The 20311-nt window shown below is 46.2% G+C and carries 18 protein-coding genes; 14 read left to right on the top strand and 4 right to left on the bottom strand.

Going from position 1 to position 20311, the window contains the following annotated elements:
* Positions 1–132 precede the first annotated feature (132 nt).
* From trpS to DQN70_RS01440, 10 genes are all read left to right on the top strand, one after another.
* Positions 133–1122, top strand: a complete 990-nt coding sequence (trpS, locus tag DQN70_RS01485) for a tryptophan--tRNA ligase (RefSeq protein WP_023937276.1) — start codon at positions 133–135, stop codon at positions 1120–1122.
* Between the two features lie 36 nt (positions 1123–1158).
* On the top strand, positions 1159–1581 hold the full coding sequence (locus tag DQN70_RS01480; RefSeq protein WP_023937274.1) for a DUF3127 domain-containing protein: 423 nt from the start codon (positions 1159–1161) through the stop codon (positions 1579–1581).
* Positions 1582–1900: 319 nt separating this feature from the next.
* A complete protein-coding gene (rlmH, locus tag DQN70_RS01475; protein WP_036888611.1) occupies positions 1901–2374 on the top strand; it encodes a 23S rRNA (pseudouridine(1915)-N(3))-methyltransferase RlmH in 474 nt (157 codons plus the stop codon).
* A gap of 32 nt (positions 2375–2406) precedes the next feature.
* Positions 2407–3717: an acetyl-CoA hydrolase/transferase family protein gene (locus DQN70_RS01470; protein ID WP_023939216.1), complete on the top strand. Its 1311-nt coding sequence runs from the start codon at positions 2407–2409 to the stop codon at positions 3715–3717.
* A gap of 73 nt (positions 3718–3790) precedes the next feature.
* Positions 3791–5245, top strand: coding sequence for a fimbria major subunit (locus DQN70_RS01465; RefSeq protein ID WP_023939217.1), 1455 nt, complete (start codon positions 3791–3793; stop codon positions 5243–5245).
* A gap of 260 nt (positions 5246–5505) precedes the next feature.
* A complete protein-coding gene (pdxH, locus tag DQN70_RS01460) occupies positions 5506–6153 on the top strand; it encodes a pyridoxamine 5'-phosphate oxidase (RefSeq protein WP_023937269.1) in 648 nt (215 codons plus the stop codon).
* A gap of 16 nt (positions 6154–6169) precedes the next feature.
* Positions 6170–6871, top strand: a complete 702-nt coding sequence (locus DQN70_RS01455; protein WP_023937268.1) for a MarR family winged helix-turn-helix transcriptional regulator — start codon at positions 6170–6172, stop codon at positions 6869–6871.
* 6 nt (positions 6872–6877) lie between these two features.
* The gene (locus DQN70_RS01450) at positions 6878–7516 is read left to right on the top strand and encodes a methylated-DNA--[protein]-cysteine S-methyltransferase (RefSeq protein WP_023937267.1); all 639 of its coding nucleotides are present in this window, start codon (positions 6878–6880) and stop codon (positions 7514–7516) included.
* A 461-nt stretch (positions 7517–7977) separates the two neighbouring features.
* Positions 7978–10116, top strand: coding sequence for a T9SS type A sorting domain-containing protein (locus DQN70_RS01445; RefSeq protein ID WP_023939219.1), 2139 nt, complete (start codon positions 7978–7980; stop codon positions 10114–10116).
* A 4-nt stretch (positions 10117–10120) separates the two neighbouring features.
* Positions 10121–10417, top strand: a complete 297-nt coding sequence (locus DQN70_RS01440; protein WP_023937264.1) for a hypothetical protein — start codon at positions 10121–10123, stop codon at positions 10415–10417.
* Positions 10418–10898: 481 nt separating this feature from the next.
* On the opposite strand, the gene DQN70_RS01430 is transcribed toward DQN70_RS01440, so the two are convergent.
* Together DQN70_RS01430 and DQN70_RS01425 are read right to left on the bottom strand one after the other, a co-directional pair.
* Positions 10899–11324, bottom strand: coding sequence for a SufE family protein (locus tag DQN70_RS01430; protein ID WP_023939221.1), 426 nt, complete (start codon positions 11322–11324; stop codon positions 10899–10901).
* Positions 11325–11335: 11 nt separating this feature from the next.
* Positions 11336–12361: a M28 family peptidase gene (locus tag DQN70_RS01425; protein ID WP_042120226.1), complete on the bottom strand. Its 1026-nt coding sequence runs from the start codon at positions 12359–12361 to the stop codon at positions 11336–11338.
* Positions 12362–12530: 169 nt separating this feature from the next.
* On the opposite strand from DQN70_RS01425, the gene nusB reads away from it, so the two are divergent.
* Entirely contained in the window at positions 12531–13604 is a 1074-nt protein-coding gene (nusB, locus tag DQN70_RS01420) for a transcription antitermination factor NusB (RefSeq protein WP_078801715.1), read from the top strand.
* 15 nt (positions 13605–13619) lie between these two features.
* The gene (gene typA / locus DQN70_RS01415) at positions 13620–15422 is read left to right on the top strand and encodes a translational GTPase TypA (protein WP_023937254.1); all 1803 of its coding nucleotides are present in this window, start codon (positions 13620–13622) and stop codon (positions 15420–15422) included.
* A 386-nt stretch (positions 15423–15808) separates the two neighbouring features.
* On the opposite strand, the gene DQN70_RS01410 is transcribed toward typA, so the two are convergent.
* Both DQN70_RS01410 and DQN70_RS01405 read right to left on the bottom strand, forming a co-directional pair.
* On the bottom strand, positions 15809–16546 hold the full coding sequence (locus DQN70_RS01410) for a CPBP family glutamic-type intramembrane protease (RefSeq protein WP_023939224.1): 738 nt from the start codon (positions 16544–16546) through the stop codon (positions 15809–15811).
* 81 nt (positions 16547–16627) lie between these two features.
* Positions 16628–17473, bottom strand: a complete 846-nt coding sequence (locus tag DQN70_RS01405) for a 3-hydroxyacyl-CoA dehydrogenase NAD-binding domain-containing protein (RefSeq protein WP_023939226.1) — start codon at positions 17471–17473, stop codon at positions 16628–16630.
* 254 nt (positions 17474–17727) lie between these two features.
* Here DQN70_RS01405 and DQN70_RS01400 point away from each other — a divergent pair, with 254 nt between their 5' ends.
* Positions 17728–19134, top strand: coding sequence for an alpha/beta hydrolase family protein (locus DQN70_RS01400; RefSeq protein WP_081711872.1), 1407 nt, complete (start codon positions 17728–17730; stop codon positions 19132–19134).
* Positions 19135–19370: 236 nt separating this feature from the next.
* Positions 19371–20309, top strand: a complete 939-nt coding sequence (locus DQN70_RS01395; RefSeq protein WP_394341829.1) for a glucosaminidase domain-containing protein — start codon at positions 19371–19373, stop codon at positions 20307–20309.
* Positions 20310–20311 lie beyond the last annotated feature (2 nt).

Raw genomic sequence — 20311 nt, 5'->3', positions numbered from 1 at the left:
CTTTTGCGGAGCTGTGGATTTGTCTGCTCGGCCTTTTGTTCTGCCATTGTAGTAGATATTGTCCGGCTCAACGGCCTTTCTTGTTTGGAGAGGCATTTATATCAGTTTTGTAACGAAATAGTTCAGAGATATATGGGGATAGTGGTAAGTGGGATTCGGCCGACAGGTAATCTCCATTTAGGTAATTATTTTGGGGCTTTGCGATCTTTTTTGGAAATGCAGCAGAGCTATGATTGTAAGTTTTTCATTGCAGATTGGCATTCACTCACAACTCATCCTCGTCCGGAAAATATAGTTCGTAATGTTCGTTCCATATTAGCGGAGTATTTGGCCGTTGGTATAGATCCTGAGAAGTCTACCATTTATGTTCAGAGCGATGTGCCGGAAGTCTTGGAGCTTTATCTCTACTTGAATATGAATGCCTATTTGGGAGAGCTGGAGCGCACGACTACTTTCAAGGAAAAAGCTCGTAAGCAGCCTGAAAATGTCAATGCAGGTTTGCTGACTTATCCTACGCTTATGGCAGCGGATATTTTGATACATCGTGCGGAGAAAGTGCCAGTAGGAAAGGATCAGGAACAGAATATGGAGATGGCTCGGAAGTTTGCTCGTAGATTTAATACAATCTATGGGGTGGATTTTTTTCCTGAGCCGGCTTCTTTCAGTTTAGGGCGTGAAGCGGTCAAGGTACCGGGCTTGGATGGTAGTGGCAAAATGGGTAAGAGTGAAGGGAATGCTATTTATCTCTCTGATACAGAGAAAGAAATACACAAGAAAGTGATGAAAGCGGTGACTGATTCTGGGCCTACCGAGCCAAATAGTGCTAAACCCGAGCCAATTGCCAATCTTTTCAAACTGATGGAATTGGTTTCTTCGGAAGAAGTCTACAAGTATTTCGATGCGGCTTACAACAATTGTGAGATCCGTTATGGAGATATGAAAAAGCAGCTCTCCGCCGACATCAATACCTACTGCGCTCCTATCCGAGAGCGGATAGTGGACATAGCGGCCGATACGGCTTATCTGGATAGGGTTGTGAGGATGGGAGCTGAGAAAGCCAGAGAGAGTGCTGCTGCTACCCTTCGGGAGGTTCGGCAGATAATAGGCTTCACAGCACGATAATTAACCACTTACTTAAAAAGAAATACAGGAATTGAGATGGAAATAAAGGGAAAAGTGATAGCTGTGCTTCCTTTGATGTCCGGTAAGGGACAAGCCTCGGGAAAGGAATGGAGCAAGCAAGAGTATGTGATAGAGACTGTGGATAGCGAATATCCCAAGAAGATTTGTTTCAACCTTTGGGGCGACCGTATCAAGCAGTTCAATATACAGATGGGTGAATTGATCACAGTACAAGTAGATATAGAGAGTCGTGAGTACAATGGCCGTTGGTATACAGATGTGAGAGCTTGGCGAGTAGACCGAGGGATTTCTAATGAACAACCTTATGCTGCAGCCCCTGTTGCCGGCTATGCAGCTCCCATGCCAAGCCCTGCTACGCAGATAGCCGGTGCCGAGCAAGTACAATCACCCACTTCTCTTCCGGATTCTTCGGATATGGGGAGTGATTTGCCCTTTTAACAGTTTCTCCAAGGCTCCCTCTGACTGATATACCAAGGTTGGTGTCGATATTACAGCTTGTTGTTTTGTATTGAGACTTTGCCTTGTGTCAAAACTCTCTCATGTGAGGTCATTGTGTAATACAGCCCTCGCTGTGTTATTTCAGACATTTTAATTGGGGCGTATACTAAGGTACGCTCCCTTTACTTCTTGTCTCAAGACCTTACAGCTATTGTATTCCGAAAGATTTGGCGAGATCTGTGCAGGTGTCTTTAGGGGGAGTTCATACGATAGTCTCTTCTTGTAATTTTGGAATGCTTCGGGAAGTTCTTCGATAGCAATGCAGATTGTTCTTATAGTGGTCGGGAAAACAGACCAGGGAGAGTTGGATACCCTTATCTCCTGTTATACAAGCCGTTTACGTCATTATATCCCTTTTGAATTGCAAGTGATACCGGATGTGAAACTTGCTAAGTCCCGAGGAGTAGAGGTACAGAAGCAGCAGGAAGGAGAGGAAATCCTGAAACGGCTCCATCCTGGAGATCATGTTGTCTTGCTGGATGAGCGAGGTAAGGCCCTTTCGAGTCGAGAGTGGGCCTCCTCCCTTGAGCAACATATGCTGAACAGCACTAAGCGTATCGTTTACATCATTGGTGGACCTTATGGATTTTCTGCTGATTTGTATCGGAGGGCGGATATGCAGTTGTCATTGAGCCGACTCACCTTTTCCCACCAAATGGTACGTCTTTTTGTCGTAGAGCAACTATACAGGGCTTTTACCATTCTTCGGGGGGAGCCTTATCATCATGATTAGATATATTAGAACAATAAACGAGTAAATAAAAAATGAATTGGCAAGAGAAGTATAAGGATCGTATCGTATCCACTGACGAAGTTGTTGTTCGTAGTCTTCAACCAGGAGCACGTGTCGTATTCGGCCATGCTGCTGCTGCTCCACAGCACTTTGCAGAGGCGATGTTTCGCAATCGCGAGAGCCTGCGGGATATAACCGTTTTTCACATGCTTTATTTCGGAAAGGCTTGGCATTTGATGCCTGAGATGGAGGGACATGTGAGGGGCTTTCTCAACTTCTTGGAGGGTAACTCCCGTTCTGCCTACCGGGATCGTCGAGTGGACTTTGTTCCTTGTCATTTTCACGAAGTACCCGAGCTTTTCTCTCAGGGCTTTTATCCTGTGGATGTTGCTGTCGTACAAGTTTCGGAACCCGATGCCGAAGGTCGTTGTTCCTTTGGGGTATCTGCCGACTATACCAAGCCCGCAGCCATGGCTGCCAAAGTCGTGGTAGCAGAGATCAATCCTCAGATGCCGTATATAGGGGGGGACAACTTAATCTCCTTGGAGGAGATAGACTATATGATCCCTATCGATCAGCCTGTAGTAGAGGTAATCAATCCTCCGGTAGGGGAAATAGAGATGCAAATAGGCAAGCATTGTGCCGAGTTGATTCAGGATGGGGCAACTCTGCAGTTAGGTATTGGAGGAATTCCCGATGCGGTGTTGAGCAGTTTGGATGGGAAAAAAGATATCGGCATACATACCGAGATGTTTACCGATGGAGTGATGCATGCCATTCGTTCGGGTTTGATCAATGGCAAGGCAAAAACACTTCATCCGGGGAAGGTTGTCACTTCAATTATCATGGGAAGTGAAGAGCTGTATCGTTTTGTTGACCATAATGACATGATCGAGTGTTATCCGGTGAATTATGTCAATAACCCCTATGTGATAGCCAAGAATGATCGCCTGGTTTCTATCAATTCTTGTATAGAAATGGATTTGACAGGGCAGGCTGCATCGGAGTCAATCGGGTATGAACAGTTTAGTGGTACTGGTGGGCAGGTTGATTTCCTTCGTGGAGCCAGGTACTCAAAAGGAGGTATCTCCATTATGGCTTTCCCTTCCACGGCTAAAGCAGGAGAGCAGTCACGTATCGTCCCTATACTGAAAGAGGGTGCTACTGTCACCAGTGGGCGGATGGAGATAGATTATGTAGCTACCGAATATGGTGCTGTACGTCTGAGAGGTCGGAGTCTACGCGAGCGAGCTGAGCTTTTGATTTCTATTGCTCATCCCAAGTTTAGGCCTTGGCTGGAGGAAGAGTATCGCAAGCGTTTTTGTAAATCTGTAAATAAATAAACGAGGAAAAGGGCGGAGTGTCTTTATGGATATTCCGTCCTTTTATTTTTTTTTCTATTTATCATCTTGTAAAATGAGACTGTCTTTGTTTCGTATTTGGCTTTTGCCGGTTGTCTTTGTTCTGGCCATGGGGTGCAGTAAGGATGTGCCAAGCGATTTTTTCTATGAGGATGAGAGTTATCTCCATTTGGAAATAGGGTCGAATCTTTCTCCGCTCCGTTCAGATCCAGAGGATCCTATGCAGAAAATTTTGTCTTTGAGCATTGCTTTTTTCGATGCCAATACAGGCAAGTTGGAGTTTCTTAAGGAGCTGTCCCCAGCCGAATTACCCTCTGTGACTGTAGCTATCCCGAAAGGTAGATACAAGGTGGTGGCAATAGCCAATCCGGTGCCTAAGTATGAGGCAATGCTGACTCTTGGTAGTCCTCTGAGTGCTTTGACATCAGAGCCTATGTCCGGTGTCACGGTTGATAAGTTGGCATATACGGACAAGAAAGATATTTCTCGTTTGCTGGCTATCCCTATGCTCAACGATCAGGGGCCGGTAGAGGTCTTGCCGGAGCAGTTTGTTCAGACAAGAGAAGGAACCGGTGAGCAGACTGTGAATATCAGACTTGAGCCAGTATTGGCTAGAGTTGTTGTTTATGGAAAACCTCAGATAGAAGGTGGTAGCATAAAGGAGGATGGTTCGGAATACAGATCTTGCTATATGATTTCCGGTTTGTACAAGAAAATTTATCCTATGCGTATGCCGGACAAGCTGGATGGAGGAGAAACAAAAGAGGAGGCAGGAGACCAATCCGATCCGCAGCGTCGCTATGCTCGCTGCCCCGGCTTTGATGATGGCAGCATGGAAGGAGCCCCTTTGTCCGATAGTTTTGGGTTTATCCCTACTGAATCAATGGCCAAGGGTTTGTATGCCCCGGATGTTCAGCCCGATTTGAGTAAGCGTTTCGACCTCTCTCTCTTGGCTTATAGCAGAGAAAGTACGATGAAACCGGATGCTTACTTTAGAGGAGGTACACCGTTTGCCCTCATTCGCTACCACTATCTTCCCGCTTCGTTGTCTTTTACTCCCGGAGGAGATTATAGTTGGGTAGGCTTTGGTTCCCGTTGTATGTTATTGTCAGAGTTCAAGTCTTATGTAGAGAAAGTCGAGAAGGGCAAATCCATTCCGGTTCCCGGTCTGGCAGAGGCTATCCGTAAGGTACGTGCCTCAAGAGAATTCGATTATACATGTGCATTTGAGCAGGAGGGTATCCGCTATTACCACAAGGCGGCCAACTACTACCTTGTTTATATTCGTCATTTCGGGGATGAACAGGCTCCCGGTAAGAGATCTTATGGTCGCTATGGGATTGTGCGAAACAACGAATACCGTATCAAAGTCAATAAAATATCCGGCCCGGGTATGGCTGTGGTTCCCAATTTGGCTGGCAATGCTTCGCGATTGGATGAAGGATCTTTTGTGGGAATGAAGATGACAGTCAATGCTACCAATATCAGAGAGCAGGAGGTAAGTTTCTAATTCCTTCATTCTTTATTATCCTCTCCGAAGTCAACTGTTGGGGAAGTTTTTGGGGTAGGTGTGGTGAGAGAAACTCCACACTTCTGGCTGTTTTGTGCTATTTCTTTGCCAGAAAAGACTTTGGAAAACATATCGGATGTGCTGTAATGAGGGTTTATAATTGGCAAGATCGGTCTTTTATTCTCTTTTCTTTAGATAAATCGTGCTGCATTAAGAATAACTTGTAACTTTGCCTTTGCGATCGATATTTAGGTAATACGATGAAAGAGTTACACTTTGAAGATATTCGCCGTGAGTATAAGAGTCAACAGCTAACTCGCTCTCAGATGCCGGAAGATCCGTTTGAGAAAGTTATTGCGTGGCTGCAAGATGCTCTCGATGCGCGTACCTATGAGCCTACTGCTGTGATCGTTTGCACATCGACTTTGGATGGACATCCGAGTGCACGCACAGTGTTGCTCAAAGAGTTTATTAACGGAGAGTTTATTTTTTATAGCAACTATGAGAGTCGCAAGGGACGACAAATGGCGGCTAATCCTCATGTTTCTCTCACTTTTCTGTGGCACGAGCTGGAGCGGCAGATCCATGTGGAAGGCACCGTACGTCATTTAGAACCGGAATTGAGCGATGCTTACTTTAGGCAGCGCCCATACAAAAGTAGGATAGGAGCTCGAATTTCACCCCAAAGTCGCCCTATACCGGGGCGGAGTTTTATTGTAGCCCAGTTTGCCAAGGAGTCTCTTAAATATGTTGGCCGAGAGGTGCCGAGACCCGATCATTGGGGAGGTTTTGCTGTTAAGCCGGTACGCATCGAGTTTTGGCAGGGGAGAGAGAGCCGGTTGCATGATCGTTTTTTGTATGAGCTGCAGGCCGATGGGAAATGGTCTATTGGTAGAATTGCCCCTTAATTAAAGTTTAGACAAAATGAACAAGACAGAACTACTCAAATACTTGATAGACGAGATAGAAGAGTATGCCGATGTAATGGGCCTTGGAGACTGCCTCACTCCCTCTTCTTTTGCAGCTTTCCTCTCTGTGCGTACTCGTTCTATTGCAGGAGACAAGGCTCCGGAACAGCCCGATCGGTTGGACATAAACATAGCGAGAGATTTTGCCCTGATATATAGATATTCTCGCTCCTATGTGAAACGAGCCATGCAGGACAGCAAATTGCAAACTTTGGAGGAATATACTTATCTGGCCACCTTGCTCACGGGAGGGGTGATGACTAAGACGGAGCTGAATAATGCTAATGCAATGGAGAAGACATCTGGAGCAGAGGTAATACAGCGTTTAATAAAGAAAGGTCTGGTGTCTCAGCAAGCCAGCCGTACCGATCGCCGTTCTATGGATGTGAGTATTACGGAAGAAGGACGACAGGAGATATTTAAGATCTTTGCTCCACTGAAAAAGAGCGCAGCTCTCTTGACCTCTTCTCTCAAAGAGGGGCAGAAGGTTTTGCTCTCAAGAATACAGACTGTGTTGTGTGCAGATAACCATCAACTATTCCTTGAGCATCGAGAGACTCCTCTTGAAGAGTTGGCCGAGCTGAAGGGGGTAACGGTAGATAATACAACAACCAGCCATGGACGTGCTTCTCGAGGAGTGTCGGCCGGGAACAAATAATCTCGGATGCGATCCGTGACTTTGCTGTCTGCAAAAGATTTGGCCACCTGCCCTCCGATTTGTCATATTGTATTCCGAAACTCGGAAAGAGGGGTAGAGAAACCGGGTGAATTCCCGGCCGGTGTATTGAGGTATGCAGGTTTTGATTGGCAGGTCTATAGTTTGGAGAGAGGAGAGAAACAGAGTCTGGAACATATTCTTATCAGCGGTATAAAACTACTTGGTCCATCTTTGTCAGTGAAGGATGATGTCGAGGGTACCCCATTGTCTCTCGCGGATTTTCCGCAAGAGACAATGGGGCTTTTTTATTATGGAGACAAGGAGAGAAACGAGAGGTTGACCCAGCCTAAGAAAATTGTTCCGCTATTCGAACCGATGAGCACAGCCAGCCTTTTGGAGCAACAGGTTTGGTCGGCTCTCTGTCGTATCCCGATTGGTTGTTGTTGCAGTTACTCAGCCATTGCTGAGTTTATTGGACGGCCTCGGGCGGTGCGAGCTGTCGCTTCTGCCATAGGGCGAAATCCTCTTGCTCCGATTGTCCCATGCCATAGAGTTGTGCGTAGCGATGGGTCGATAGGAGGGTATTACTATGGCACAGATATTAAGCAATCTATCCTTGCTTACGAAAGATCTATTGCAAAATAAGGATTGCTACATTGTTATCTCCAACCGGAGAACATGTGGGGCAACAGTCCCAATCAGGCTTGATCAACCATTTCTATAGACTTCTATCTCCCCTTGTCTTAAGACCATGCAACAGGTTTCAATTCGGATAGAGAGTTTTGATATTGTTCGCAGTGGTTCAGTTCTTTCCTCTCTCTCCTCTCTTCCTTTCTCTCTTCTCTTCTTTCGCAAATGAAGGCTTCGGAGCTTGATTTGATTTTTCCACAAAAGCAATAAAGCTTTCAGTCAAAAGAAAGGATGTTTTCGGAATGTATTCTTGTATATTCGACTTAATTCGATATCTTCACTGCGAGGGAGGTGTCGTTTTTGCACCTATCCTGCATCTTTATCCCTTGAGAGGGTAAGGGATTCCTCCTCTCGGATATTGATACTTGCGTTAAGAAAAGAGAATCCTCGACCAAATTGACAGGAAGAGAAAAGCTATGGAACTTTACAACCAATTTAAGAACCTTCGCCCTCAGCCCAAGGGCGTGCTCGGTCGTTCCACTTTGTATCTTATGTTGCTTCTGTGTCTGGGGCAGCCGCTGGGAGGTGCGTTGCTCATCCCCACTCGGGCTCATGCAGAGGACTACGCCGGTCTGGCAGGCAACGAAGAGATTCGGAGTATCTCTGATGAGTATCCCGATGATTTGCCCATGACAGAGGATAAGACAATTAAGATGACCTTCCATCGTGCTGCTGGAGAGCAGATTGTCCTTGATATTTCAGGTACCGAGGGCGAATTTGTTGTGGAAGGTGTGCTGGAAGATGCTCCGTACACGGGACGGAGAACTTATACCCTTACAGAAGACAAGGTCGTTATTCGAGGCGATATTACGGCTTTGGACTGCAAAGGCAACAATTTATCCACTCTTGAGGCCATCGGGGGCGACCAATTGATACGTATAGACTGTTCTGGCAATCAACTCAAATCATTGGTAATCGTCAATCAGTCAGCTCTTACCCATCTCTTTTGCCAACGAAATTATTTGTTGGAGCTTGAGATTGTGAACAGCCCGAACTTACAGCGTATAGACTGCTATGAGAATTGGATTAGGGGCGACTTTATGACTAACCTGATTAGGCATTTGCCTGCTCGCTCTACTCCGGGTGTGCTCTTAGCTGTAAACAGTCTGTCCCCTCTTCCGGATAAAGAAAATACTTGCTTCAAGAATGATGTTGTTCTTGCCCGGAGTTTGGGTTGGATTGTGAAAGACTATTTGGCTGGTGAAAACAATGGAGATGGAGTCCCCTATGCAGGCAATGACCCTATTTACTTCCCTGTGACGATTGCACCTACCGAGCATGGACGTGTTTGGATAGACAACCCGGATCCTTCAAGGATTCAAAAAGACGATGCGGTTGTGGTGCATACCGAAGCTGAGCAGGGGTACGAATTGTCGGAGTTGACAGCCAACGGAAAGGATATCAAGAGGTATCCTGTTTTCTATATTTCCGAGCCAACGAGAGTGGAGGCTACTTTCAAACTTGCCGGAATTTATTCTGTTTCCCTGCTTCCGATAGAAGGTAAGGGGGAGGTCTTCATAGAGGGCGCGGAGGATTTGACCAGAGTACCTGCCCAAACACAATTGAAGGTTAAGTGTAAACCTGCCTTGGGATACCGGTTATCTGCTGTGTATGCCGGAAATGAAAATATTACCCGTATCTGCTCCTTTGCTGTGAACGAAGATACAGAGGTGCGAGTTGTTTTCCAGGAAGCACAACCCTATGAAGATTACATCGAGATCGGTCGTGCATTTACCGGCCCTCTCAACCTCACGATTGGGCAGAATATGGCTACCGTTATGCCAGAAGTGCAGGGTGGAAAGATTAGGGAAGTCCATTATGACCAAATGATTATCGATGCCGAGGAGAATGTCATACGCATCAGTGCTATGATCGAAAAGTTTGCTTGCCCCTCTGTTCAGGCCAATAGCCTGAATGTTACCCATGCCAGACTTTTGATTGATTTGAATTGTGCACAGAACGACTTGGATCGTTTGGATTTGAGTGGTAATCAGTTGCTTACGAAGCTTAGTTGCGAAGGTAACAAACTTTCCCAACTGGACTTTACAAATTGTCCGAAGCTCCGTTTCGTGAATGTGTGTCGCAATCAAATTGCCGGCAATGACATGGATCGGCTTATCAGCAGCCTTCCTGTTCGGACTGCCGAGGATCAGGCTCAGTTGATTGTGGTAGACGAGTCGTTCCCGAACGAAGGCAACGAGTGTCTGTCCGAACAGGTTGCCAGAGCCAAAGCCAAAGGATGGCAGGTCTATAACTATAACGGAGGTGAGCAGGATGCGCAGCTTTATGTAGGGGGAGAGAATAAGAATACTCGCTCTGTGAATTCTTTGTCCGAAGGAAGATTGCGTTGCTATCCCAATCCGACGGGAAGTGATGTTACCATTGAGGGAGCTGCTCCGAATACGCTTATTCAGTTGATAAGCCCGACAGGAGCTGCCATTTACTCCGGACGGACAAATCTTGATGGAGAGGCTCGAGTATATCTTGTCGATTTCCCAGCTGGAGAGTACATCTTGCGTATCGGTAAGGAGGTGCGTGTTATCATCAAGAGGTGAGTCAATGTCCCCTATCGGACTATTATCCCTCCCTTCCAATTTGTTTGGAGATTTTTCTCTCGGGAGGATCTGGGGCTTTCTACACCGGATTGACATAGGCAACAACATCCTTGTTGTTCATAAGGCTGAAGCGACGGCTCAAGGGATGAGTAATTCCTTGGGCCGTTTTCCTTTTCGTCAGGGAATGAATGTTGGTAGAAAAATCAATGACTGGCCTGAAAAAACTTGTTGGGTAGGGTACGGCTGTCTCCTAAAAGAAGATGGATTTGCCGTCGATTTAGTGAACTGGACTATTGCTTAAGTTTATATGTTTTGTAAAAAATGGATTGCGGAAAAATGGAGGAAAATAAGCCACATAGACAGATGAATATTCCTTCCCTTCGTAGGAATCTTATAGGACTCTCAAAATTCCCTATTCATCGGTGTTCTGAAAGGGCAAAATTCTCTCCTGAGAGAAATTTTGCTAACACAGGAGAGAATAATATTTTTCTGAGGAGAGAATTTTCTTTTTCTCCCGTGTTAGCAAAAAACGACTCCGCTCAGCATCAAAAAGAGGTGAGAAAAAGCAACTAAAAAGGCCATGATTTGAGCAGAAAAACGGAATAAAACAGAAACAGATAAATGCAAAAATAAACAGGGGTAAACATGGTGGTATAACGCATAAAATCTCTATTGAGGCTGTTGTATGAAGAGCTGATTGTCACATTGTGCAAGGGGGCATAAAACGAAAAAAGCCCGTCTTGTGCAGACGGGCAAGTTGAGGTAGATAATCTATATGTCAATTAGGCTTGGCTGAAAGCTACAGCATAATATTTCATTTGCTTGAGCATAGCCAACAAACCGTTGGAACGAGTGGGGGACAAGTGTTCGCTTAATCCCATTTTCTGTATAAAGTAAAGGTCTGCTTCTGCGATTTCTTTGGCTGTCCGATTGTCCAATACTCTCAATAGGAGTGCTACCAGTCCTTTGACAATAAGTGCATCGCTATCAGCTCGGAAGTGCAAGCGACCATCACGCATCTCGGCTACGATCCATACCCGGCTTTGACAACCTTCGATAAGCATTTCGGGCTTCTTCTCCTCATCTTTGAGTCCTTCCAGGTTGGAACCCAGATCGATCAGGAGGGCATATTTGTCCATCCAATCGTCGAAGGCTCCAAATTCCTCTACTATTTCGTCTTGTACTTCGTTGATCGATTTCTTATCCATTGGTATCCTGATTATTGTTTTTCTTCATCTATTATAGCTTTCACTGTTTTACCCACAGCTTCGAGGGTTTGCCGATCTATTATGTCCATATTGTCGTTCATGGTATGCCAATAGTGACCAAACCCTTTTTCTCTACCCGGATCGTAGTTGACAATGTTGGCTATACGTATGTTGCGGTGTCTTTGCACGGGTACATGATCGTCTGTTAGATAGCCTCCACTGGCGTGGACAAAGTATTTGCCATATCCCAGGCTTGCGGCTTTATCCCAGATTTTGGATACTACCATGGGGGCATAGTCGCGAGAGAATCCCTCCCAATAGAATTTGGCCTCTTTGGCTCCTACCATGTCCAGTAAGATGCCATATTCGGCTTTGTAGTCTTTTGTATGTGGATTTTTTGCCCAGTAGTCGGATCCGAGACACCACGAATTTTCCTCATTGGAGCTACCATAGTCCTCTACATCGAAAAGAACAATGTCGATGCCTATCGCAGGGGAGACCAATCCCCATTGTCGAGCCAACTCCAGTAGTACACCTACTCCACTGGCTCCGTCATCAGCTCCCGATATGGGTTTGTTGTGGTTGGCAGTATTGGAATCCTGATCGGCAAAGGGGCGCGAATCCCAGTGAGCAGCCAACAGAATACGACGGGTCGCAGCCTCGTTGTAAACCCCTATGATATTGTGGCAGGGCAACATTTTCCCATCAAAGCTCTTTACTTGTGTTTTTTGCAGAATTACTTTTGCTCCTGATTGTTCCAATTGGGCTTGTAGCCAATCCGAACATTTTTGCCATGCTTCCGTCCCTGGGACACGTGGCCCGAACGATACTTGATGTGCAATATAGCGGTAGGCACTGTCTGCATCGAAGAGAATAGTTGAGCGGACACTGTCTTGTGGATCGATAGAGCCGGTGTCATCGACCTTTTTGCTGTTCTTGCTTTGGCAACTACCCAGCAGTAGAGCCACTGCGAATGTGCAGACATAGAGAAGAGCCAGGGGTACCTGTCGGACGTGGAGATAAAAGGAATTTGTCATTCGGATTGTGTGTAAAGCTGTTTGAGATCTGCTATAACCTCGAATTATATTCATTCCGACAAAGATACACAAACACTTCAAGCTCAGGGAAGTTCTTTTTCTCAATCTTGCTCAAGTCTAATCCTTTTGCTTTAACTTTGTGCCGATTTGCCGAGAAGCAGTCCGAGCGATGTGGCTGCGGCATGACGTAATACAGCATAGACGAAAAATGATTAACCGAACCATCATTCGCACACGGGCTCTGCAAATAGCTTATGCATACCAACACCGCGAAATGGCCCCTATCCGAGCGATAGTAGAAGCACTTGAACTAAGTCTCAAAGAGACGTACGAATTTTATCTTCACTTTCTTGGTCTACTCTCCGATTTGACAGATTTGCACTGCGAACTGCTCGAAGCACGCAAGCATAAGCATCTGGCTACAAAGGAGGATAAAAATCCAGATATGCGTCTAGCAAACAATAGTTTGGCTGTAAGGATGAGGCAGTCCCCCATACTGCAGGAGTACGCTTCTTCGGCTGTGGTGAATTGGCGTTCAAACGACTCGCTGCTGCGTCGTCTGCTGAATAAGCTATTGGCTTCTGATGCTTATCGCAATTATCTGTCTGCCGAACCTTCGATAGAGGCCGATACGACATTTTGGGCAGAGGTATATCGCGATTTGATCTTTTGTGACGAGGATGTGGCTGAGGAGCTTGAGGCTTACTCTCCTTTTTGGGATAACCCATTGCAAATCACAGAAAAATATGGCTGTGAGGAGATGCCCGATATCGAAACAATAGATGAGGCCGTTGAAGAGTTGAAAGCGCAGGGAAACTACCGATATGTCAGGGCTGATACGGTACCGGTAGAGATCGCCAAAGACTTTGTCTTGAAAACAATACGCAAAATGAAAGACAATGAAGGGCCGGATAGCGGTATTTCACCTATGTATAAAGACCCTTCCGATCGGCAGTTCGCTATTGATCTGATTTCTCTGACAATAGAAAACGGACAAGACTACCGGCAAAAATTGCAGTCTTACCTTATCAATTGGGATGGCGAGCGTGTAGCCGATATCGACATGCTTATCATGCAAATGGCAATGGTCGAAATATCCGAGATGGACGAAATACCGGCCCACATTAGTATTAACGAATATATTGAACTGGCCAAAAGTTACTCCACCCCCAAAAGCTATGCTTTTATCAACGGAGTGCTCGACAAACTAGCTCAACAAATGGCAAAGAAAAAAAGTCGATAGAGCAACCCTACATTTATGCAAAACATCAGAAACATTGCTATCATCGCCCACGTAGACCATGGCAAAACAACCTTGGTAGACAAAATGCTGCTGGCCGGTAAACTTTTCCGAGACGACAAAGCGGCCGAAGTAAGCACTTTCCTTGACAATAATGATTTGGAGCGCGAGCGAGGTATCACGATCCTATCCAAAAACGTGAGTATTCGCTATCGAGATTGCAAGATCAACATCATAGATACCCCGGGGCACTCCGACTTTGGCGGAGAAGTGGAGCGAGTACTCAATATGGCAGACGGATGTCTGTTGCTGGTGGATGCTTTTGAGGGGCCGATGCCACAAACGAGATTTGTGTTGCACAAAGCCATAGAAATGGGCTTGAAACCGATCGTTGTAATAAATAAGGTAGACAAGCCCAACTGTCGTCCGTCGGAAGTGCAGGAGATGGTGTTTGATTTGATGTTCAGCCTTGATGCCACTGAAGATCAGTTGGATTTCCCTACAATCTACGGCTCTGCCAAACAGGGTTGGATGAGTGCCGACTACAACAAGCCTACCGATAATATCGCTCCTCTGCTGGATGCTATCGTGGATCACATACCCCCTCCGTCTCAGCTGGAAGGCCCGGCGCAAATGCTGATTACCTCGCTTGATTATTCCAGCTATTTGGGACGCATCGCTATCGGGCGTATACATAGAGGTACATTACGCAGTGGGCAGGAAATAGCTCTGTGCAAGAGAGACGGAACTGTGGTTAAGCAGCGGATTAAGGAACTGGATACCTTCGAAGGATTGGGACGAGCTGAAACAGCAGAAGTCTCTTCCGGAGATATCTGTGCGGTGGTGGGTCTGGAAGGTTTTGAGATTGGCGAAACAATAGCCGATGCGGCCCAGCCGGAAGCCTTGCAAGCCATTGCAGTAGACGAGCCTACGATGAGTATGCTCTTTACCATTAACAACTCTCCTTTCTATGGTAAGGACGGTAAGTTCGTTACCAGCCGTCATATATACGAGCGACTGATGCGTGAGCTGGATAAGAACTTGGCATTGCGTGTAGAGCCTACCGATTCTGCCGATTCCTGGCTTGTTTATGGTCGAGGAGTGCTGCACCTCTCTGTCCTTATCGAGACAATGAGACGCGAGGGTTACGAATTGCAGGTTGGTCAGCCACAGGTGATCATCAAAGAAATAGATGGCGAACGCTGTGAACCGATAGAGCAGCTCACTATCAATTTGCCTGAGGACTACTCCAGTCGTATTATCGACATGGTGACCAAGCGAAAAGGCGAGATGACTATGATGGATAGCAAGCAGGGACGAGTATTTTTGGAGTTCAAGATCCCTTCGCGTGGAATTATCGGTCTGAATAATAATGTATTGACGGCTTCGGCCGGAGAGGCTGTTATGGCTCATCGTTTCCTCGGATTTGAACCTTGGAAAGGGGAGCTCGATCGTCGTGCCAATGGCTCTATCATTGCTCTGGAGAGTGGGACAGCCTATGCTTATGCCCTCAATAATCTACAAAGTCGTGGTAAATTCTTTATCAGCCCTCAAGAAGAAGTCTATGCTGGTCAAGTGGTAGGTGAGCACACCAAGGAGGGAGACTTGGTCGTTAATGTTTGCAAGAGCAAGAAACTCACCAATATGCGAGCTTCGGGAAGTGACGACAAGGTTAGCTTGGCTCCCCCCATTGTGTTCAGTTTGGAGGATGCTTTGGAATACATCAAGGCAGACGAATATGTAGAAGTGACACCGCATGCCATGCGTATGCGTAAGATCATTCTGGACGAGACCGAGCGTAAGCGAGCTAATCGCAGTTGATCGGCTTTCTATCGAAGACTCCCCTGGTTGCTTTTGTGGAGACGCAACAAAGAGGGGGCTGTGTCAAAATCCGAAAATAGATTTTCCAACTATTGAAAAGACACGAATGACATCTTAATCATACAAGAAAAAACCGCTATCAAATAGGATTTTATCCTTTTTGGTAGCGGTTTTCTTATGCAAATGATAGTATCCTTTACTCTAAACTGAATTTTGACACTCCCTCCCTATTTAGGTGCGTTAGAATGCGCAGAACGCAAGGCACTAAGACCGAGGCTGAAGGGAGCATACTTAGAAGAAGTAACCGAAGCCGAATGTTGCAAGTAACACAGCAGTTTGCATATTAATGACACACCGCCTTTTGTCGCAAAAAGGCTTATCTCAGATCAGCTGGCACCTCGCATTAGCAGTATTGCCACCATGTTGTTTATTAGGTGCAGCAGTATAGCCATACCAATACCGCGGCGTATGCGTATATAGGCCAGATAATATCCAAATAGGAATATAGGAGCAATACAGAGCAGGTAGACAGGTAGGCCAATCCATTCAAAAGTTTCTAGATTGCCTAAGTGAGCCAGCCCGAAAAGCAGACTGAACAAGACCACGATGCTTCCTTTGTATCGCCCTATCTGTGGCATACTACGCCTAAATCCCCAGTAGAAACAAAATCCTAATACAAGGATAAGGATTGCAAAAGAGAGTTGGAAAGAGAGAGGAGTCAATCTCAAGGGCCCTACAGCGCAGTATAGTAGACTACCGCTTAGGCACAGAGCCAGAGGGGTCGGTTTGAGGTTGAGACCATAGCGGAATGCAAATTCTTCCAGTGCTGGAGCTATTAGTATGGCAAACACGGACAATAGCCATTTCTCTGCAATTTTGTGGTTGTACCCTAACATCTGCTCAGCCGGATTGATTATATTGTAGGTGGAGGCAATCCATTCTCCCCAAGACAGAGCTATAGGTCTGCAGATAGCTCCCAGAATAATGATGGACAAGAATATGGTCAGGATCTCCAACGAGAGATTGAGCATTCTTTGCCGTCTTTGTGGAGCTACTCCCTCTACAGAATAGACTGTTGAGGGGTGAGGTAGAAAGTTTATTAGTGGCTTAATCGTTCCCTTCATGACAGAGGCAAAAATAAAAAAACGGGCTGCAACATCAATTTGCAGCCCGTTTTTAATCTAACTCTGCCTCTAAATGGAGCTTTATTTGCGATAGTCGAAGAAGCCGATACCGCTTTTACGCCCCAAATGCCCTGCGCGAACTTTCTTTTTCAGCAATACATGCGGACGATACTTGGGATCTCCGTACTCGTTGAAAAGAACTTCCATGATAGCCAGGCAAACGTCTAGACCGATAAAGTCTCCCAAAGTCAATGGCCCCATTGGGTGATTGGCTCCGAGTTTCATTGCTTCGTCTATTTCTTCTGCAGAAGCAACTCCATCGGCCAAAATACCTACTGCCTCGTTGATCATGGGGATCAAGATACGGTTTACCACAAATCCAGGAGCTTCATTCACCTTTACGGCTGTTTTTTCAAGTTTTTCGCAAAGATCGAGTACAGCTTGCAAGGTCTCGGGAGCAGTCTCTTCTCCGCTGATAACTTCTACGAGCTTCATTACTGGTACTGGGTTGAAGAAGTGCATCCCGATTACTCTGCTGGGAGCTTCGGCTCCCGCCGCCAAATCCGTAATACTGAGGGAGGAGGTGTTAGTTGCAATGATAGCATCCCGGCGCAGTACACCGCAGAGAGTGCGTATAGCTTCTTTTTTTACCTCCATGTCTTCGGCAATAGCCTCTATTACGATGTCCATTTCGGACAAATCATCGTAGCTGCGAGTCTGCACAATGCGTCCCATTATGGCTTCTACCTCTTCGGCTTGCATCTTGCCTTTGGCAACCATCTTGTCTAGACCTTTGCGGATAGAGCCTATTGCATTGGCAAGCGATTCTTCCGAACGACCCTTGACTACCACTACCATGCCGTGCTGGGCAATACACTGAGCAATGCCACGCCCCATGGCACCGTTACCTACTACTGCAATTTTCATGAGTACTTATTTTTTTGAGTTGATAATTATGTTGTTGCACCACGTTGTAGCACAAAGGTACTAAATATAGCCCTCAACACTCTTTGCCGGCAGGATTGTCCGATTGATACGGAGACAAGCGAGAGAGAAGGATTGTTTTTGTGCATTTTCTGCTGGTTTTGTCAAGAGTTGAGAATCGGTGCGAAAAAGCGATATTTGCAGTGTTCAATAATTCTAAGAGGTTGCAACGGCCTCATGATTCGAGTATCACGCTCATGAAAAAGATCATACTGTTATTTGCGTTTTTACTGTCGGGCATGTCTTCTTTGTTTTCTCAAGCCATTTCGATGGAGGGTTCCTGGAATGGACTTCTTGCTTTGCCCGTTGGGTCGCTTAGGATTGTTTTTCACCTGAAACAATTGCCTGGTGGGGAATGGGATTGTCGTCTCGATAGCCCTGATCAGGGAGTTAGTGATATACCGGTTTCAGAGGTTGAAGTGCAGGGAGATTCTCTCCATATAGTGGCCAAAGGACTGGCTTTGGAATACCGGGGAGTTCTTCGGGACAGAGATTGCATAGAGGGTTCTTTTGTTCAAGGAGGTTTCTCCACTCGTTTGGAGCTGAATCGGCGAGATGCGCAAGAGGAAGGCAAAGAGAAAGCCGATGTTTTTCACACAGAGGTCTCTGGAGATGAACCATATTCGTCTCAAGAGTATTTCACGACCGATCATCCTCAGGGTATTTCCTTGGCCGGTACTCTCACGATCCCGAATACAGTATTGAAAGACCGGCCAACAATTATTCTTATTACAGGAAGTGGCCCCCAAAATAGAGACGAAGAAATCTTGGGGCACAAGCCTTTTGCTGTGTTGGCAGATATATTGGCTCACCATGGGTACACCATTTTTCGCTACGACGATCGTGGCGTGGGCAAGAGTACTGGTAAGTATTACGAGGCCTCTGTGGAGGATTTGATAGTCGATGCCAAGTCGGTGCTCAACTATGTGCGCAGCTTGGATGCCGTAAATCCGGAGAATGTGATGCTCTTGGGGCATAGTGAAGGAGCTTATATTGCAGCTCGCCTTGCTGCCGAAGACAAGAGTGTGGCGGCTGTGATTAGTATAGGTGGCCCTACTGTCCCGTTTCGTCAGTGTATTGAAGAGCAAATACTGGCTTCTCTCAAGCTGTCGAATAGATCTGAGGAATATCTGGAAAAAACACAAAGGCTCAATAGGCAGATATACGATTGGGTGCAAAACCAAACGATCTCTACCGATTCTCTCCGAATTATGATAAAAAACCATGTTCAGGAATATCTTGCGGATGTGGGTTCCCTCACTTTGGAACAAAAGAGTCTTGTGGCACAGCAACTTGCCGAAGAGTCCTGTACTCCTTGGTTTAGAGAGTTCATAAGGATCGATCCTTCTGCTACTTGGCAGGCTGTCCATTGTCCCGTTTTGGGTATCTATGGTTCTAAGGATATGCAGGTGTTGCCTAATAATGCCGATCGGCTAAGAGAGCTACTCCCACAGGCAGAAGTCCGATTGTTCGATGGTCTCAATCACTTGATGCAGCCGGCTATCACCGGCTCTCCTGCCGAGTATGGTCAGATTAGGACGACTATCAGCCCGGAGGTGCTTTCGTGGTTGGTCGATGAATTGGCCAGACTTCTACAGAAATAAGGCGAAGTCTCCACCGGAATATTTTTCCACTTAGCCCTTTATCACTACTTTTAGGGGAAATATCCGGAGGCTTTGTACTCTTAGCCCACTTCTGTCGTTTCTCTCTTTGAGGGATGGAGAGGGGGTGCCGTGTTGTCTTCGGGCCTTTTGAGGCGAATTGTGGCCGATGCCTGCCAATGCAAGCGGGGCTTTGTTTGGCCGCAGTATTTTTTTTTGAAAAAGCTTATATGCAAATGATACACCTCCGTTTTTGGCTATCCTGTCTTTTGACAATTCTTTTGGGTTGCCATGCCATGTCGGCACAGCATCTCAATCCGACATATCAGGCCTATGCCAAGCGGTATGCCGATGAAGCTATTCGCCAGATGAATAAGCATGGCGTACCGGCTAGTATTACCATAGCACAAGGAATGGTCGAGACCGGGGCTGGCACAAGCTCATTGGCTAAGGAACATAACAATCATTTCGGCATCAAGTGTCATCGTAGTTGGACGGGCAAAAAGACTCATCGCACCGATGATCGTCCCAATGAGTGTTTCCGAAGTTATAATTCTTATCAGGAGTCTTTTGAGGATCATTCTCTCTTCCTGAAACAACCTCGGTATCAGTCTCTTTTTAGGCTGGATATCCGAGACTATAAGGGATGGGCAGTTGGATTGCAACGTTGTGGCTATGCAACGAACAAGGGGTATGCCAATTTGCTGATCAAAATGGTGGAGGATTACCAACTCTACACTTTCGACCGAGGGAAAGTTCCATTTTGGTTCGATGGAAAAACCAAGTACCAAGCTGAGCGTAGTGCTGGCAAACGATCACATGGACGGAGAGAAGGAGTGGTGCGTCAGGCCTACCTCTCTTATGGGCTACTCTATGTCTTGGCCAAGAGAGGAGAGAGCCTATCCGACATAGCAGAGGAGTTTGATCTTAGTGTGAAAAAAATAGCCAAGTACAATGATATCCCTGTGGATTTTCCTCTCTCGGACAACATGGTTGTATTTCTGCAGCATAAGAATGCCAAAGCGACGGATCCGCACTTCACTCATGTGGTGAAAGTGGGAGAATCTATGCACAGCATATCCCAGATGTACGGGATGAGAATGAAAAATTTGTACAAACTCAACGACAAAGACGGAGAGTATGTGCCACAGGAGGGTGATATACTTAGACTGAGATGACA

Source organism: Porphyromonas crevioricanis (assembly GCF_900476255.1).
Classification (GTDB): Bacteria; Bacteroidota; Bacteroidia; order Bacteroidales; family Porphyromonadaceae; genus Porphyromonas; species Porphyromonas crevioricanis.
This window is presented reverse-complemented; position numbering and strand designations above follow the sequence as displayed.

Bases quoted from the DNA above. Each gene is read 5' to 3' on its own strand.
- DQN70_RS01400 (WP_081711872.1), top strand. From the start codon at position 17,728: ATGAAAAAGATCATACTGTTATTTGCGTTTTTACTGTCGGGCATGTCT.
- typA (WP_023937254.1), top strand. From the start codon at position 13,620: ATGCAAAACATCAGAAACATTGCTATCATCGCCCACGTAGACCATGGC.
- rlmH (WP_036888611.1), top strand. From the start codon at position 1,901: ATGCAGATTGTTCTTATAGTGGTCGGGAAAACAGACCAGGGAGAGTTG.
- trpS (WP_023937276.1), top strand. From the start codon at position 133: ATGGGGATAGTGGTAAGTGGGATTCGGCCGACAGGTAATCTCCATTTA.
- DQN70_RS01425 (WP_042120226.1), bottom strand. From the start codon at position 12,361: ATGACAAATTCCTTTTATCTCCACGTCCGACAGGTACCCCTGGCTCTT.
- pdxH (WP_023937269.1), top strand. From the start codon at position 5,506: ATGAAAGAGTTACACTTTGAAGATATTCGCCGTGAGTATAAGAGTCAA.
- DQN70_RS01470 (WP_023939216.1), top strand. From the start codon at position 2,407: ATGAATTGGCAAGAGAAGTATAAGGATCGTATCGTATCCACTGACGAA.
- DQN70_RS01455 (WP_023937268.1), top strand. From the start codon at position 6,170: ATGAACAAGACAGAACTACTCAAATACTTGATAGACGAGATAGAAGAG.
- DQN70_RS01430 (WP_023939221.1), bottom strand. From the start codon at position 11,324: ATGGATAAGAAATCGATCAACGAAGTACAAGACGAAATAGTAGAGGAA.
- DQN70_RS01440 (WP_023937264.1), top strand. From the start codon at position 10,121: ATGTCCCCTATCGGACTATTATCCCTCCCTTCCAATTTGTTTGGAGAT.
- DQN70_RS01480 (WP_023937274.1), top strand. From the start codon at position 1,159: ATGGAAATAAAGGGAAAAGTGATAGCTGTGCTTCCTTTGATGTCCGGT.
- DQN70_RS01410 (WP_023939224.1), bottom strand. From the start codon at position 16,546: ATGAAGGGAACGATTAAGCCACTAATAAACTTTCTACCTCACCCCTCA.
- nusB (WP_078801715.1), top strand. From the start codon at position 12,531: ATGTGGCTGCGGCATGACGTAATACAGCATAGACGAAAAATGATTAAC.
- DQN70_RS01445 (WP_023939219.1), top strand. From the start codon at position 7,978: ATGGAACTTTACAACCAATTTAAGAACCTTCGCCCTCAGCCCAAGGGC.
- DQN70_RS01405 (WP_023939226.1), bottom strand. From the start codon at position 17,473: ATGAAAATTGCAGTAGTAGGTAACGGTGCCATGGGGCGTGGCATTGCT.
- DQN70_RS01465 (WP_023939217.1), top strand. From the start codon at position 3,791: ATGAGACTGTCTTTGTTTCGTATTTGGCTTTTGCCGGTTGTCTTTGTT.
- DQN70_RS01450 (WP_023937267.1), top strand. From the start codon at position 6,878: ATGCGATCCGTGACTTTGCTGTCTGCAAAAGATTTGGCCACCTGCCCT.